The sequence below is a fragment of the Halomonas elongata DSM 2581 genome (assembly GCF_000196875.2).
Taxonomy (GTDB): domain Bacteria; phylum Pseudomonadota; class Gammaproteobacteria; order Pseudomonadales; family Halomonadaceae; genus Halomonas; species Halomonas elongata.
This window is the reverse complement of the sequence record NC_014532.2, coordinates 1,833,815-1,850,349: the sequence shown is the minus strand read 5'-3', so window position 1 is coordinate 1,850,349 and position 16,535 is coordinate 1,833,815. Positions and strand designations below refer to the sequence as shown.

15 protein-coding genes are annotated in these 16,535 nt (G+C 61.9%); 4 read left to right on the top strand and 11 right to left on the bottom strand.

The window, feature by feature from the left end:
- Positions 1–2 precede the first annotated feature (2 nt).
- From HELO_RS08730 to gorA, 11 genes are all read right to left on the bottom strand, one after another.
- On the bottom strand, positions 3–1,514 hold the full coding sequence (locus HELO_RS08730) for an inactive transglutaminase family protein (protein WP_013332353.1): 1,512 nt from the start codon (positions 1,512–1,514) through the stop codon (positions 3–5).
- A 41-nt stretch (positions 1,515–1,555) separates the two neighbouring features.
- Positions 1,556–2,395: an ATP-dependent zinc protease family protein gene (locus HELO_RS08725; protein ID WP_013332352.1), complete on the bottom strand. Its 840-nt coding sequence runs from the start codon at positions 2,393–2,395 to the stop codon at positions 1,556–1,558.
- A gap of 248 nt (positions 2,396–2,643) precedes the next feature.
- Positions 2,644–3,822 (bottom strand): MFS transporter, encoded by a 1,179-nt coding sequence (locus HELO_RS08720; protein ID WP_013332351.1) that lies wholly within the window; start codon positions 3,820–3,822, stop codon positions 2,644–2,646.
- Positions 3,823–4,096: 274 nt separating this feature from the next.
- Positions 4,097–4,516, bottom strand: a complete 420-nt coding sequence (locus HELO_RS08715; RefSeq protein ID WP_013332350.1) for a DUF1090 domain-containing protein — start codon at positions 4,514–4,516, stop codon at positions 4,097–4,099.
- Between the two features lie 48 nt (positions 4,517–4,564).
- Positions 4,565–5,776 carry a DNA glycosylase AlkZ-like family protein gene (locus HELO_RS08710; RefSeq protein WP_013332349.1) on the bottom strand — a complete coding sequence of 404 codons (1,212 nt, stop codon included), beginning with the start codon at positions 5,774–5,776 and terminating at the stop codon, positions 4,565–4,567.
- A 60-nt stretch (positions 5,777–5,836) separates the two neighbouring features.
- Positions 5,837–6,475, bottom strand: a complete 639-nt coding sequence (locus HELO_RS08705; RefSeq protein WP_041602023.1) for a YdcF family protein — start codon at positions 6,473–6,475, stop codon at positions 5,837–5,839.
- An 84-nt stretch (positions 6,476–6,559) separates the two neighbouring features.
- Positions 6,560–7,522 (bottom strand): AraC family transcriptional regulator, encoded by a 963-nt coding sequence (locus HELO_RS08700; RefSeq protein WP_041602022.1) that lies wholly within the window; start codon positions 7,520–7,522, stop codon positions 6,560–6,562.
- A 175-nt stretch (positions 7,523–7,697) separates the two neighbouring features.
- Positions 7,698–8,111, bottom strand: coding sequence for an ectoine synthase (locus tag HELO_RS08695; RefSeq protein ID WP_013332346.1), 414 nt, complete (start codon positions 8,109–8,111; stop codon positions 7,698–7,700).
- Between the two features lie 92 nt (positions 8,112–8,203).
- Positions 8,204–9,469: a diaminobutyrate--2-oxoglutarate transaminase gene (ectB, locus tag HELO_RS08690; RefSeq protein WP_013332345.1), complete on the bottom strand. Its 1,266-nt coding sequence runs from the start codon at positions 9,467–9,469 to the stop codon at positions 8,204–8,206.
- 82 nt (positions 9,470–9,551) lie between these two features.
- Entirely contained in the window at positions 9,552–10,130 is a 579-nt protein-coding gene (ectA, locus tag HELO_RS08685; RefSeq protein ID WP_013332344.1) for a diaminobutyrate acetyltransferase, read from the bottom strand.
- Between the two features lie 342 nt (positions 10,131–10,472).
- Complete coding sequence (gorA, locus tag HELO_RS08680; RefSeq protein WP_013332343.1) at positions 10,473–11,834, bottom strand: glutathione-disulfide reductase; 1,362 nt, start codon at positions 11,832–11,834, stop codon at positions 10,473–10,475.
- A gap of 157 nt (positions 11,835–11,991) precedes the next feature.
- Here gorA and can point away from each other — a divergent pair, with 157 nt between their 5' ends.
- The 4 genes from can (at position 11,992) to HELO_RS08660 (ending at position 16,532) form a co-directional block, all read left to right on the top strand.
- Positions 11,992–12,645, top strand: coding sequence for a carbonate dehydratase (gene can / locus HELO_RS08675; protein ID WP_013332342.1), 654 nt, complete (start codon positions 11,992–11,994; stop codon positions 12,643–12,645).
- A gap of 177 nt (positions 12,646–12,822) precedes the next feature.
- Positions 12,823–14,400, top strand: coding sequence for an ABC transporter substrate-binding protein (locus HELO_RS08670; RefSeq protein ID WP_013332341.1), 1,578 nt, complete (start codon positions 12,823–12,825; stop codon positions 14,398–14,400).
- Between the two features lie 147 nt (positions 14,401–14,547).
- Complete coding sequence (locus tag HELO_RS08665) at positions 14,548–15,594, top strand: ABC transporter permease (protein WP_013332340.1); 1,047 nt, start codon at positions 14,548–14,550, stop codon at positions 15,592–15,594.
- On the top strand, positions 15,591–16,532 hold the full coding sequence (locus tag HELO_RS08660) for an ABC transporter permease (RefSeq protein WP_013332339.1): 942 nt from the start codon (positions 15,591–15,593) through the stop codon (positions 16,530–16,532). The genes HELO_RS08665 and HELO_RS08660 overlap by 4 nt, the downstream gene beginning before the upstream one ends.
- The last annotated feature ends 3 nt before the right edge of the window (positions 16,533–16,535 follow it).

The window sequence follows — 16,535 nt, the reverse complement described above, 5'->3', positions numbered from 1 at the left end:
ACTCAGTCCTCCGTGACCGGCTTGAAACGACGCAGCTCCAGCAGACGATAGCCGGTGTAGTTGCCGAGCATCAGGATCAACGCCATCAGGATCAGCTGCACGCCGAGGAAGTTGAAGGTGATATGGCGAATCCAGGGATTGTTCATGGCCAGATAGGCCAGTACCGCGGTCAGCAGGCTGCCGCCGCCCTGGATCAGGACCTCCTTGGGGCCTTCCTCTTCCCAGAGGATCGACATGCGCTCGATGGTCCAGGAGAGGATGATCATCGGGAAGAAGGTGATGGTCAGGCCAGCGTTGAGACCGATGCGATAGGACAGTACCGAGAACAGCGAGATGATGGCGATCACCGTGATGATGACCGCCGTGACCCTCGCCACCAGCAGCAAGTTAAGGTAGGACAGGTAATTGCGGATCACCAGGCCCACGGCCACCACCAGCAAAAAGCCGATCAGGCCGGTGGCCAGGGTGGTCTGGATGAAGGCCAGGGCGATCAGCACCGGCATGAAGGTCCCCGAGGTCTTGATGCCGACCAGCACTCGCAGCAGGACCACGACCAGCGCGCCGATGGGAATCAGCAGAATCGTCTGGAACAGCGCCTGTTCCTCGAGAGGCAGGCTGTGGATCGAGAAGTTGAGGATGGTGTCGGATGCCTCGGCCATGCGGCTGCGCACGGCGGCCCCGGCGGGCTGGTTGCGCGACAGCATGGAAAAGTAGACCTGGGAGTTGGTGCCGCCCTGAACCTCGAGCACCGACTTGCCGGCGTTCTCCCATAGCAGAAGATTCTCGGGGCGTCCCTGTTCGCCGGTGGTCGGGTTGAAGAGCGACTGCTCATCTCCGTCGTAGACCTGGATCCAGGGGGTCAGGCTCTGTCGGCGTCGCCCATCCTCGAGCATCAAGCCGCTGACCTCGCGTGCTGCGATACCGGCCTGATTGAGCAGCCGAACCACCAGTGGCACGCGATCGAACTGGGTCAGCAACAAGCGGGCGTTCTCGCCCTGACGCTGTTCGCTGAACTCGCGAATCAGCTCGCGGGTGAAGGTGAAGGGGTCGGCACTGCGCGACCAGGCACGGTCGATGACCTGGGAGGCCGCCGTATCGTAGGGGCGCTCCCAGACGACATCGGGTTTCGGTGAAGGAGGCGGCGTCTCGGATGCGCGAGCCTGGGGAGCTACCTGGATGCGGCTGCTGTAATAGAGTTGCTGATTGCCGGTAGCATCGCGGATAGACCAGAGGGCGCGACGGCTGCCGTTCTCCTCGAGAAAGGAAAGACCATAGCCCGGTGACGCCGTGTGTTCGGTCAGCACACGGAAGCCTTGCTGAGTGGAGGGCAGTGCCATTTCCACCTTGGCGGGACCACCATCGGCAAGGAAGTTGACCTGAGCCTCGATTTCCCAGACTTGCCGCTGCTCGCCCGGCGTCCAGGGCACCTCGAACTGGACATGGCGGTGAATGCTCAAGCCGATGCCGGCGACCAGCAACAGGGCAACGATCAGATAGAAGGGCAGTCGGGACATCTCAACTTCCTTGGAGAATCAGGGTGAAATACATCCGTATATCAGGGTGTTTCGTCTTCTGTCTGGTCGGCGTCGTCCGACGACTCGGATCCACGGGGGAAATCGGGCCGCCCATGGAGAAAGTCTTCGGCAACATCGATGATGGCAATGTCCATCAGGAAATGACGCCCGAGCAGAACCGGATAATCGAGATGAGCGCGATCCGTCAGCGTGAACTCAACTGTTTCACGGATCGGGCCCAGGGTCATCAGCAGCTTGATGACCGGGCGGGATTCCTCCCCGGTTGCCTGCTCGATTCGCACACGACGCTCCACCGGCGCCTCGACCCAGCTGTCGCGAATTGTGTCGACGGCGCTGTCATCGTCATCGAGGCCAAGCTTGAAGCGTACCCAGTCTTCGCCATCCCGTTCGAAGCTGGTGATTTCCCTGGCGCTGAGCGATGAGGTATCCGCACCGGAATCCACCCGTGCCTGCAAGTAGGTGCCGACGTTCGGCAGCCCGATCCATTCGCTGCGGCCCAGGAGTTCCTTGTTGGCCAGCCTGTCATCGGCTGCCAGGCACTCGGTGACGACCTGGGTCGCCTGCTTGTCATCGTTGTCATCAAGGGCCGCGATATCGCCGCGCAGGCCTCGCAACAAGCTGCCCACCTCGCGCACATCGGCAGTCAGCGTCCGCTGTTCCATACGCTGCATCGACAGCAGCTGCGACTGGTTCTCGCAACGGGCGGCAAGATTGCTCTCCAGACGCTGGATCCCTGACTCGAACTGTGCTGCCGTCACTGGCGGCGGCGGCTCCTGCTGCTGTGAAGACAGTTGGGCGCAGCCCCCGAGTAATGCCATTGACCCGAAGAGCGATAACATCAACATTGGGCGATTCGGCATATCGTGGGTGTCCTTTGAACTGACGTGAACGAGATGATGAGCTGCTGGGATGATAAGGAGCCGGCTTCCCGCTGTCCACGATGATGGCCCGAACCAGCATGATAGAGGGAACTATCCCCCGAACAGGATCAGCCCGACGAGGCATGTCCAGGGGCTGGACGATCAGAAAATGTGAACAAGAAGAACTTGATGACAAACAAAAGAAGGGCGCCATGATGGCGCCCCCAGACACGCATTGATGGTATCGATCAGGTCGGAATGGCTGCCTGGGCCCTGACACCGAACAGGATGAGCAGTGCTGCCATCAGCAGCACGACGCCACTCACCGCAAAGACTCCGATGGCACCACTGGTATCGAAGACCAGGCCGCCGACGGCCGCGCCACTGGCGATCGCGAACTGGATCGCTGCCACCAGCAGACCGCCAGCGCTTTCAGCTTCATCAGGCACCGTGCGGGTCAGCCAGGTGGACCACGCGACAGGAACGGTGCCGAATGCCATGCCCCAGAGCGCCACCATCAGTGCATCGGCCATGGGAATGCCGCCGACGCCCGATAGTCCCAGGCCAAGGATTCCCATCGTCGCCGGCATGACGATCTGCGTGAAACGCATATTGCGTTCGAGCATGAAGCCTCCCAGGAAAGTTCCCAGGAAGTTGGCCAGGCCAAATCCCAGCAAAATACTGGATATACCATTCACGTCGACGCGAGTGACGGTTTCGAGGAAGGGACGAATATAGGTAAAGAAGGCGAAATGGCCCGCAAAGATCATGGCGGCGGCCAGAATGCCGAGCCCAACCATCGGGCGCCGCAGCACCTCGACCAGGGTTTTCAGGCGCGTCTGGGCATTCGGAGCCATGCGTGGCAAGGTGGCAAATTGCACCAGCAAGGCCAGCACGCCAAACAGTGCGGCAATCAGAAAGACATTTCGCCAGCCTATGATATCGCCGAAGAAGCTGCCCATGGGCGCAGCGACGATAGTGGCCACCGACACACCGCTGAAAATCATCGAGAGCGCGCGTGGCACGCTTTCCTCGGGCACCAGCCGCATCACCGTGGCCGCCGACATGGTCCAGAAACCGCCCAGGGCGATGCCCAGCAGCACGCGACCAAGCAACAGAAGCGGCATGTTCGGCGCCAGTGCCACCAGGAGATTCGAGACTATCAGCAACGTCGAGAATCCCAGCAGAACATACCGGCGGTCGATCCTCCGGGTTGCCGCCGTGATCAGCAGGCTGGTTACCAGAGCGATCGCGGCCGTTGCCGTTACCGTTTGGCCGGCCATGCCTTCGCTGATATCGAGATCCGATGCCATGGGCGTCAACAGGCTCACCGGCAGAAACTCCGCCGTGACCAATCCGAAAACACCCAGCGTCATCGAGAAGACCGCGCTCCATGCCGGCGCAGCCCGTGGCGAGATGTCGTTCATCGATAGCTCCTGTGTCCTTGGGAAATGACGTCGTTGGCTCGGAAGGATAGAGCGCCATTTCCGGACGGTATATACCAGGATGTATCGAATTTTTGATCGTTAGTCTGGATGAGCGATGTAATGTCTGCTTCGGATCCAGGCCAGCCTTTATTTCGCAGAATGTATATTATGTTAAATAGTGGGTGGGAAGGTGGCCATGCCGTCTGCATGGACAATCCCGCTGGATCAGCGTCATGACCACCCCTGTCCTGCCATTTTTCTACCGTCTCAGTCGTTATTGCTTGTTCTGAAGCGATTCCAGTTCGTTCTGGTGTTCTTTGAGCTCCATGACGGCCTCTTCGAGCTTTTCGCTGCGCTTGCGTATATCGTCCATGTCGCCTTCCTGCTGCGCTTCGGCCAGTTCTGCCTGGCGCTCACGAACCTCTTCCATGCTCTCGCTGACATCTTCCTCGGCGTCTTCTATGACGCGCTCGTTGCTGCAATGCTGCCGCACGCCTTCCAGGGACTTTTCCAAACCGCGCACGCGATGCTCATTGCCGTACTCCTTGGCGATACGAAGCTGCTTCTGGATGTGCTCGGCCTTGGTTTTACAGAGCGAGTCCACCGTCTCGGCGGCCAGAACCGGCTGGCTGAAGACGATTGGCATGGCAACAAGCACCATCGCGGGGATGACGCGGAAGAAGGTCCGTTTCATGGTCATGTGTCCTATCCATTTACCTACGAAAGTATAAGGGACGATATGTCATTTGGCCGCCCTTTGCCATGCATATCGGGCTTCGCGACCCAGCCCTCTGGGCAACACGACCCGATCGGCGCCCAGATAGCCGAGAAAATCGCGGGCAGCCCGCTGCAGTGCCTCGGGAGCGCCTTCGGGAAGCCGGGACGGCATGATATCGGCTTCCCAGTGCCAGGCGTGAATGGTCAGGGTGCCTTCCCGGCATTGAGCGTCGAAACGCGCGATGAAGCGATCCCCCCACAGGACCGGCAGGACATAATAGCCCCAGCGACGCTGCTCACGAGGCTTGTAGACCTCCCACACATAGTCGAAACCAAAGACACGGGAAATGCCGCGCCGGTCCCACATCAGCGGATCGAGAGGCGCGAGAAAGCGCATGCTGCGCTCCGCGTCGCCGAACGATGCTGAATTGTCATCCAGGAGCGAAACGGCTTCGGGCGTGGCCCAGTAGCGTTCGCCGTCCACGACCAGCTCGATCAGGCGCCCCTGGTCGAGAGCTCGCGACGCGATACGATCGCGCTCGGCACGTCGGCAAGGCAGTAGCCAGACGGCGGCATCGGCTGCCGGTCGCAACAGGCCAGCAGCCTGGACGCGACGCACGACCAGATGCTGCAGCGCGTCATCTTCATCGACATCCGCTTCGCGCGCCCCATTCGGCAAGACGCGTTCCGGCAGATCATAGGCATGGCGACCGTTGACGCGATGGTGGGTCATCAATCGTCCCGAATCCCACAGCGCCTTGAGCAGATGGCGTGAACGCTTGGGACCATACCAGCTACCACGCAAGGCCGGATCGGATCGCTGATCGCCCAGTTCGAGACTGGTCGAGGGGCCCCGCTGCCCTACCTGATCGAGAATGTCCCGGGCTTCCGGCGAGTCGATGTCGATGCCCCGCTGTTGCCAACGCCGAGCGAACCAGTGATGAAAAGGGGCTTGAGCCCACCAATGCTCGGGCGGAATCAGGCTGGCCTGCTTGTCCCACCCATCAACCAGCAGTCGCTGCCGATAGGCCGCATCCTGCCAGCCGCCCTGCCGATAACCCGGCACCCGCGCTTGCAGGACCAGATCGGGATTGGTGCCGAGTGGCGCGAGTGGATCGAACTGGATGGTGCCAAGGCGACGAATCACGCTCGTCAGCGACCCCGGACGGCCATGATGGCGCACCAGCAGGCGCCGGGCATCCGCGAGGCTCAGAGTAAGACGCTGTTGTGCAGTCATCATCGGTCCTTGGCAATACGGGTGTCCTAAACGTGGCTAATCCTTCCTGCCGCAACGGCTTCATGGCAAGTGCCTGTCGAAGCCCTGTGCAATCAATGCCTCCTGGGCAAGACGCACGTCTTCCGGTATAGGCTGCCGACGCTGAAAACCACGTTCGGGATAGACCATGATTCTCTGCATGTCGCCGACCATGAGGTGCAGGATGCGCTGCGGGTCCTGCCAACGATGCAGATAGCTTATCAGTTCGACGTCCTCGCATTGGACGATGGTTTCGACTTCAGGCCAGGCCATCTCTGCCGTAGCCTGAGCACGACGTGTCATATAAGGCTTGGCAACGATGATGAGTCGACCTGAGACCATGATACCGCTCTCCTCCGCCAGACATCGTGTCAGGCGGAAATTGTCGCCGGTATGACGCGCGGCACGCTCACATAATATGGCATCCCGGGGAACGCCCGCATGGCGGGCTTCTCGGGAAAATACATCGGCCTCAGGTTGCGACCAGCCGGTAGCTGCCAGGTCATGCTGGTGGGCCAACCCTCCGCTCATGATCAGATAAGGTGCCCACTTCTCCCGCCATAGGCGTGCCCCAACTCGCGGCACTTGAATGTCGTTGCTGCCCAGGCAAAGAATGGCGTCCGCCGCTGTGCAAGGCTGCCGGAGACTCATGAAGTCCCAGAGCATCTGGGCATGGTGCATTGTCGAGGGAGCTATTCCATGCAACGGCACCTCTCCTTTTTCCATTGTGGGCGGATATCACGTCTGCTGAATGGGCTCAGGTCCTCATGCCCGAAGTCCCTCGCGACTCGCTTCGGCACGCACCGCACCGGGCGAACGGCCGGTCACACGCTTGTAGGCACGGCTGAAGGCGGCCTGGGAACCATAACCAAGGCGTTGGGCGACGGCATCGATGGGCTGCCTGTCCCGTCCGATCCACTGGGTGGCCAGCCGCATGCGCAACTCGGTCATGTAACGATGCGGAGTCAGTCCGGTGACTGTCAGGAAGCGCTCGGCGAAGACCGAGCGCGAGCTCCCCATCTGTTTCGCCAGTTCAGCGACCGTCCAATGACGGCCGGGCTCCCGATGCATGGCGGCGATGACACGTCCCAGCCGTGGGTCACGCAAGGCCTCGACCCAACCGGAAGCGTCGCCACAGCCGCACTCGACCCAGCCACGCACGATGCAGGCGGAAACGACATCGGCGAGTCGCGACAGAATGCTGGCGAAGCCCGCCCGCTCGGCCTGCGCTTCGCGTTCCATCGCCTGGAGGATCGGCAGTATCTCCGGGTGGCGATCCTGAAGCGTATCGACACGCATCACTTCGGGCATCAAGCCGACGAGCGGATGCATGCCGCCGAGATCGAACTCCATGCAGCCGCTGAAGATGACGGCCCCACTCTCCTGGCAAACTTCTGGGGAACCGTTGCGCACCGCACTGACGGCCTTGCAGAGCGGAGCGGTCGTGAAGCTGGCGATATCACGACTGGCGGATTGCTCCGGCGACGACAGCAGCTCATGCGGTCCGCCGCGCGGCAGAAGCACTGCGTCACCGACCTCGAGCCGGTGCACGGCCCCGCCGGGACTGCGCAGATATACTGGCCCTCGCGCGATGAAGTGAAAGTGGGCCCACCCCGGGCTGGCACCGAAGCCCCCGATGCCGAAGGGAGGAACCGCCTGTATGCGGCGATACTGGATGCCGCTTAGACGCATGCCGAGCAGCAGTTCGCTGACCAGGTCGTTGGGCAATGCCCCTTCCTCGACGGGCTGACGGTTTCTGGACGATGAATCAATCATGACGCAATAGTAGGCATGAAACGTCCGAGGCGTCCAGCTACTGGCACCCGTGCCGCTGCGAACAACGAAAGAGCCCCCGATCGTGACCGGGGGCTCTTCGTGCGAGACGGCAGAATACTGCGCCGGGTTACAGCGGCTTCTGGTCGTCGGCTTCGTCGGCAGGTGCGTAGGAACCGTCTTCGCGGTGCACTTCGTTGCCGGTCAGGCCCGGCGTGAACACGCAGGCCAGGTGCATGGTCTTGCTGGCGCGCAGCAGGTGCTCGTCGTGCTGGTCGAGGATGTAGATGTCACCCGGCTTGATGGGCCAGATCTTGCCATCGGCCAGGGTTTCCACTTCGCCCTCGCCTTCGATGCAATAAACAGCCTCGAAGTGATGCTTATAGTGGATGTGGGTCTCGGTACCCTCGAAGATGCGGGTGATGTGGAAGGAGCAGTTGCCACCATCTTCGGCCAGCGACAGGCGGGTGCTGTCCCAGTTGCCGTTTTCGGCGGTGACCAGACGGTCGGTCTGGCGCGCTTCTTCGAGATTGCGAACGATCATGTCGATTCTCCAGTGAATCAATGACTGGCCGGCCGCGCACGGCCGACCGATACAGGATGCCATGGACAGGCCCGATGGCGCACCTCAGGCGATCAGCTAAAGGCCTGCTTGGTGCTGGTCTCGAGGATGTCGAGTCCCTCGACCAGGTCTTCGTCGGGAATGGTCAGCGGGCACAGGCACTTGACCACTTCGCCGTCCTGACCGCTGGTTTCGATGATCAACCCGTTCTCGAAGGCTTGGTGGGTGATCTTGTCGGCGATATCGCCGGAACCCACGTCGATGCCCCGCATCAGCCCGCGGCCGCGCTCGGAGGCCTCGATGCCGTTCTCGCTCAGCCAGGCGGCGATCTTGCCGAAGCGTTCCTCGACGATGCGAGCCTTGCGCTGCACGTCACGCTCGAAGGTGTCGTCGCTCCAGTACTTGCGCATGGCGGCAGCAGCAGTGGCGAAAGCCAGGTTGAAGCCGCGGAAGGTGCCGTTGTACTGACCGGGCTTCCACTTGTCGAGCTCGGGGCGCATCAGGACGTGAGCGAACGGCAGGCCGTAACCGGACAGCGACTTGGAGTTGGTCACGATATCCGGCGTGATGCCGGCATGCTCGAAGCTGAAGAACTTGCCGGTCCGGCCGCAGCCCGCCTGGATGTCGTCGATGATCAGCAGGATGTCATTGGCGCGGCAGATGCTCTCGAGGCGCTTGAGCCACTCCAGGCCGGCGACATTGATACCGCCCTCGCCCTGCACTGTCTCGACGATCACCGCCGCGGGCACGTCCAGGCCGCCGGACTTGTCGCCGAGCAGCTTCTCGAAGTAGTCGAGGGTGTCGGTGCTGCTGCCGAGGTAGCCATCGAACGGCATGAAGGAAGCAGCCTGGGTCGGCACGCCACCGGTGGCCTCGCGGAACTTGCGGTTACCGGTGGTCGCCAGCGCGCCCATGGTGACGCCATGAAAGCCGTTGGTGAAGGAGACGATATTGTGGCGCCCCTTGGCGACCCGGGCCAGGCGAATGGCCGCCTCGACGGCGTTGGTGCCAGTCGGTCCGGGCAGATGCACCTTGTAGTCGAGACCGCGCGGCTTGAGGATCACCTCTTCCAGGGTTTCCAGATAGTCGCGCTTGGCCGCAGTCCAGAAGTCCAGGCCGTGGACGATGCCGTCGCTGTCGATATAGTCGAGCAGCGCCTGCTTGAGGTGCGGGTTGTTGTGGCCGTAGTTCAGGGTGCCGGCACCGGCCAGGAAGTCGATGTACTCGCGCCCTTCCTCGTCGGTCAGGCGGGCATTGCGCGCCTTGGTGAAGACGACCGGGAAGGAGCGGGAGTAGGTCCGAACGTCGGACTCCATGCGTTCGAGAATCTGGGTCTGCATTGCGACCTCCTGTGGGGGGAAAGTGATAAAACGAAAAGACGGGTTGCCGGCCCGTACCGGGCCGGCCAGGCGGCGTCCCGGCTCAGATCTGGTCGGTCTGGAACGGGCCGATGCGAACGAGGTTTTCCGGGTCATGCTCACCGCCGAGTTGATCGGTGGAGAAGTATTCGCGGCTGTTCAACGGCGCCTGCCAGCGATCGGCGAGACGGCGGAACAAGCCCCAGGACGCCTGGTTGTCGGGCGTGATAGTGGTCTCGAGATGGTGGACCTCGGCCATTTCCGGGCGTGTCATCACGGCTTCCACCAGACGACGGGCCAGGCCGGTGCCACGTGCCTTCTCGCCCACGGCAACCTGCCAGAGGAAATAGGTATCGGGGGCGTTGCTCTTCACGTAGCCGGAAACGAAGCCGACGATCTCGCCCTCTTCGTTGGTCGCCACGGCGCAGCTATCGCGGAACTGGGTGGCCAGCAACAGATAGGCGTAGGCGGAATTGACGTCGAGAGGCGGACAGGACTTGACCAGCTCGTAGATGCCCCAGCCGTCATCGGGGCTTGGCTTGCGGATGAAGAGCGGTGAGGCCTCATGGCCGACCACGGCATCGGCCACGCTGGGCTTGGCCAGGTCGGCGGAGGGTGTAAAGGGCTCTGTGGTTGCGTTCATTGTCGTGGTTCGCTGTAGCGAATTTGATCGGCATCATAACAGCCGCTTATGGTCATTTCAAAAACCAGGTTATCTTGCTTGCTGAATTCCATAATAGAAAATTATAGCCCACTCCCCAGGCCGCGTATGTAGCGGCTCTCCCCATTCTTGCGACATCGACCACCGGCGCTCGTACCGGCTGATGTCCCCCGGCAGGTCTTGTACGAAAAGGCATCGAATGCAGGACGTTCGCACAGACCCAGTTTAGTCCACATTCATTCGGGCCATACGCATAACGCAACGGGCCACCTCGAGGGTGGCCCGTCCGAATGACATCGCCGTGACAGGATTGCCCGAAGGTCGTCAGCGGCGTGTCGGAGTACGCATGGTCACGAATTCTTCGGCGCCGGTGGGATGAATGCCCACCGTCTGGTCGAACTGTGCCTTGGTCAGCCCGGCCCGTACGGCAATGGCGATGCCCTGGATGATCTCGCCGGCCTCCTCGCCCACCATGTGAGCGCCGACCACCACGTCGCTGGCATCGTCGACGATCAGCTTCATCAGGCTGCGTTCGCTGCTGCCGGAGAGCGTGTGCTTCATGGGGCGGAAGTCGGCACTGTAGACGCGGATCGCCTCGAAGCGCTCGCGGGCCGCCTCTTCCGATAGACCAACGGTGCCGATGTTCGGATGACAGAACACGGCGGTCGCCACGCGCTCGTAATCCAGCGGTTCGGGCACGGTGTCGCCGAAGTGGTGCTCGACCAGTTTCATGGCCTCTTCCAGCGCCACTGGCGTCAGTTCGGGACCGCCGGTGACATCGCCGAGTGCCAGGATCGAGGGCATCGAGGTCTCGAAACGCTCGTTGACCTTGAGGGAGCCATCGTCGTTGGTGGCAACGTCGAGCCGGTCGAGGCCGAGTCCGGCCAGGTGGGGACGACGCCCGGTGGCGGCGAGCACTGCGTCCACCTCCAGCGTGCGGCCGTCGGTGAGCGTGACCTTGAGCCCGGTCTCCACCTTCTCGATGGCTTCGATGTTGGTGTTGAAGTGCAGGTTGACGCCCTTCTTGGCCATCTCGTCGCGGGTGAATTCGCGCACCTCGTTGTCGAACCCGCGCAGGAACAGCTCGCCGCGATAGACGAGATGGGATTCGCTGCCCAAGCCATTGAAGATGCTGGCGAACTCCACGGCGATGTAGCCGCCGCCAAGGACCAGGAAGCGCTGCGGGAAGTCATCGAGATCGAAGATCTGATTGGAGTTCAGGGTCAGCTCATTGCCCGGGAAATCCGGCACCCAGGGCCAGCCGCCCACGGCCACCAGGATCTTCTCGGCGCTGACCGTCTCGCCGCCGACCTCGACGTGATGCGCGTCGACCACGCTGGCGCGACCATTGATCAAGCGTACGTCGGCGTTGTCCAGCAGCCGGCCATAGATGCCATTGAGGCGCTTGATCTCGCCGATCTTGTTGTCGCGCAGGGTCGCCCAGTCGAATGACGGTTCTTCGGCCAATTGCCAGCCGAAGCCACCGGAGTCCTCGAAGGCTTCATGGAAATGAGCCGCATAGGAATACAGCTTCTTGGGCACGCAGCCGACATTGACGCAGGTGCCGCCAAGGTAGCGGTCCTCGGCCACGGCGACCCGGGCCCCCGTGGCAGCAGCGGTGCGAGCGGCACGCACTCCGCCGGACCCTGCCCCGATGACGAACAGATCGTAGTCGAAATCTGACACGCGATTCTCCTGTAACGATCGGACCGCGTCGGGCCCGGTGAACAATGGCGCGATCATACCAGCCAAGAAGCAAGGCCGGGAGAGCGGTTGACCCGCCCCCCGGGTGACGGTAAAAGAAGGCTCCCTGCATCTTTTGTAACATTCTGCGGAGCCCGACATGAGCAACGATATCGATACCCTGCTGGAAAATAACCGCGCCTGGGCAGAGCAGATGTGTCGTGACGACCCTGACTTCTTCGCTCGCCTGGCACGGCAGCAGACCCCGGAGTACCTGTGGATCGGCTGCTCCGACAGTCGCGTGCCGGCCAATCAGATCATCGACCTGCCTCCCGGCGAAGTGTTCGTCCACCGCAACGTCGCCAACCTGCTGCACCACAACGACATGAACGCCCTCTCGGTGGTGCAGTTCGCCGTGGATGTGCTCAAGGTCAAGCACATCATGATCGTCGGCCACTATGGTTGCGGCGGTATTCGGGCGGCGGTCACCGGGGGCGAGTGCGGCATCGTCGATTACTGGCTGCATTCGGTACGCGACCTCTACAGCCAGCATCGTGCCTCGCTGTCCTCACTGTCTCAGGACGAGCAGGTCGATCGCATGTGTGAACTCAACGTCGAGGCCCAGGTCAAGAATCTGTGCCGTACCAAGATCATTCAACGCGCCTGGCAGCGTGGCCAGTCGCTCTCGGTGCATGGCTGGGTCTATGGCCTGAGCGACGGGCGCGTCACCGACCTGGAATGCAGCGTTCACGGCCTTGACCAGGTCGCTCAGCTGTATCGCATCGACCGCGTCACGCCCGCCGGCGAGGACTGATCGCCCTGTCCTGCCCGCCATGCGTCCGGCCATCGTTATTCGTCGGACGCATGGAGCCTGTCACAATTTCGATTGTGTGCTTCCCCTAAAGCTCTCTATGTTGATGAATGGACCATAATGGTCATCACGACCGCCGGTCGTGATACCGATAACAATCCATCCGGCATGGAACGACACATGACAATCAAGAAGACTCTGCTGGCTAGCGTCATCGGCGCCGCCATGACTTCCGCTGCACTAGCCCCGGCCGCCCAGGCCGAAACCACCCTGCGCATGGCCTACGACGCCGACCCGGTATCGCTGGACATCCACGAGCAACTCTCCGGCGGCATCCTGCAACTGTCGCACATGACCTTCGACCCGCTGGTGCGCTGGACCAAGGATCTCGAGATCGAGCCGCGCCTGGCGACCGACTGGGAAAGGGTCGACGACACCACACTGCGCATGAACCTGCGCGAGGGCGTCGAATTCCACAGCGGCAATGCCTTCACCGCCGAAGACGTGGTCTGGACCATCGAGCGTCTCAAGCGCAGCCCCGACTTCAAGGCTATCTTCGAGCCCATCGAAGGCGCCTCGGCGGTCGACGAGCATACCGTCGAGATCAAGACCAAGAAGCCCTACCCGCTGCTGCTCAACCTGGCGACCTACATCTTCCCGATGGATAGCCAGTTCTACTCCGGTGAGGACAGCGACGGGGATCCCAAGGACGAGATCGTCAAGAACGGCAACTCCTACGCCTCACGTCACCTTTCCGGTACCGGCCCGTATGAGGTCACCGACAGGCAGCAAGGCGTGCGCGTCGCTTTCGAGCGCAACGACGACTACTGGGACGAGCAGTCCCCGGGTAACGTCGACAAGATCGTGCTGAAGCCGATCAGCGAGAACGCCACCCGTGTGGCCGCCCTGCTCTCCGGCGATGTCGACTTCATCGCGCCGGTGCCGCCCAACGACCTGGAACGCGTCCGCGAGGACGACAATGCCAAGCTGGTCACCATGTCCGGTACGCGGATCATCCTCTTCCACATGAACCAGGAACGTGTCGAGGCTTTCCAGGATCCCCGCGTTCGTCAGGCCTTCGCCTATGCCATCAACCAGGAAGGCATCGCCGACCGCCTGATGAAGGGCTTCGCCACCCCGGCGGCCCAGCTCTCGCCCGAGGGCTATGCAGGACACAATGATGGTCTGGAGCCTCGCTACGACCTGGAGAAGGCCAAGCAACTGATGGCCGAGGCCGGTTATGAGGATGGCTTCGAGATCACCATGATGGCGCCCAACAACCGCTACGTGAACGATGCCAAGATTGCCCAGGCGGTTGCCGCCATGCTGGCGCGTATCAACGTCAAGGTGGATCTCAAGACCCTGCCCAAGGCCCAGTACTGGGGCGAGTACGATGACCGTGTCGCCGACATGATGATGATCGGTTGGCATGCCGACACCGAGGACTCGGCCAATTTCCACGAGTATCTTACCGCCTGCCCGGATCTCGATTCCGGTGCTGGTCAGTACAACGCCGGCAACTACTGCAATCCCGAGGTCGACAAGCTGGTCTCCGAGGCCAACCTCGAACTCGATCAGCAGAAGCGGGCCGAGATGCTGCAGCAGATGGAACAGACGCTGTATGACGAGGCCGCCTTCATCCCGTTGCACTGGCAGGATCTGGCCTGGGCTGCCGATACCAACGTCGACCTCGAGCCGATCGTCAACGTGATGAACTTCCCCTACCTCGGGGATCTCGTCGTCGAGGAAGAAGACTAACCACCTTCCAGCCGGTACCTGGGCAGCATTGAGCCAGGGCCGGCGGTTCGACACTCCGATGCCGTGACGCGCCCCCGCCGAGGGGACGCGTCACGGCGTGCTCGGCTCCCGGCCGGACCGAGCCTTTTCGATAATGGAACGCCACTCATGATCGCTTTTCTGATCAAGCGCCTCTTTCATGCGCTGCTGGTGATGTTCGTCATCAGCGTGATCGCCTTCGCCATACAAGATAACCTGGGCGACCCCATCCAGCAGATGGTCGGTCAGTCGGTGCCGGAAAGCGAGCGCGAGGCCCTGCGCGAGGAGCTCGGCCTCAACGATCCCTTCCTGGTGCAGTACCTGCGCTTCGCCGTCAACGCCGCGCATTTCGACTTCGGCTATTCCTACGTCTTCAACCAGCCGACCACTGAAGTCGTGCTGCGCCATCTGCCGGCGACCCTGGAGCTGGTGGCCGCCTCCACTTTCCTGATCATCGCGCTGTCGGTGCCCATCGGCGTCTATAGCGCCATCAAGCCTCGCGCCTGGCTGTCGCGCTTCTTCATGGGGGTGTCGATCGTCGGCATCTCGATTCCGGTGTTCCTCACCGCCATCGTACTGATCCAGTTGTTCGCCATCGGCGTCAGTTGGTCGCCCTTCCCTTCCGACACCGGCTGGGGTGCCTGGCTCAACGACCTGGTCAGCACCGAGGGTGGCATGCCGGCCTATGGACGCGGTGATCCGGTGCCCGTCTTCGGCACCTGGGAGACCAACTTCGCCTCACTCAAGGGGCTGACCTATCTGGTCCTGCCGGCCGTTTCGCTGGCCTCGATCATGCTGCCGCTGTTCATCCGCCTGATCCGCGCCGAAATGCTCGAGGTGCTGCAGTCCGACTACGTGAAGTTCGCCCGCGCCAAGGGCATCTCGCCGCGTCGCATCTACTTCCTGCATGCGTTGAAGAACACCATGCTGCCGGTGATCACCGTGGGCGGCGTGCAGATCGGCACCCTGGTGGCCTACACCATCCTCACCGAGACAGTGTTCCAGTGGCCCGGCATGGGACTGATGTTCCTCGATGCCATCGAGCGCTCCGACATACCCTTGATCGTCACCTACCTGATGATCGTGGGGCTGATCTTCGTGATCACCAACACCCTGGTCGATCTGATCTATGGCCTGATCAATCCCACCGTCAAGCTGACAGGGAAACCCGCATGACCACGCTGACGACCCGACCCACGAGCCGTTGGGAACGCTTCCGCGATTCCTTCCTGCTCTACAGTTTCAAACGCGATCTGATTGCCCAGATCAGCCTGCTGGTATTCATCGCCCTGGTCGCCGCCGCCGTCCTGGCTCCCTGGCTGGCACCGATGAATCCCTACGATCTGGCGCAGATCGATATCCTGGCTTCCGAGTTGCCGCCCTTCTGGGTGGATGGCAGCGATCCAGCCTACCTCATGGGTACCGACGCCCAGGGGCGCGATCTGCTCTCGACCATCCTCTATGGTGCGCGTGTATCGCTGATCATCGGCTTCGGCGCCGTGGCCATGCAGGCAACCCTGGGGGTGTGCTTCGGCCTGCTGGCCGGCTATCTGGGGGGACGCGTCGATGCTTTCCTGATGCGCCTGGCCGATATCCAGCTCTCCTTCTCGACCCTGATGGTGGCCATCGTGGTCGGTGCCCTGTTCAAGGCCATCTTCGGCGGCAGCACCTTCAGCGACTATGCGGTCCTGCTGCTGGTGCTGATCATCGGCCTGGCCGAATGGCCGCAATATGCACGAACCGTGCGCGCCTCGGTGCTTGCCGAGAAAGGCAAGGAATACGTCGATGCCGCGCGGGTGATGGGTCTTCCCAGCCGTCGCATCATGTTCCGGCATATCCTGCCCAACACCCTGTCGCCGATCTTCGTCATTTCCACCGTTCAGGTGGCCAACGCCATCATCTCGGAGGCGGCACTGTCCTTCCTCGGCCTCGGCATGCCCGAGACCCAGCCCTCGCTGGGCTCACTGATCAAATCCGGCTTCGATTACCTGCAGTCCGGCTCCTGGTGGATCACCCTGATTCCCGGCCTGGTGCTGGTAGTGCTGGTGCTGGTGATCAACCTGCTCGGCGACTGGCTGCGCGACGTGCTGAACCCGCGACTCTACAAGGGCTGAATC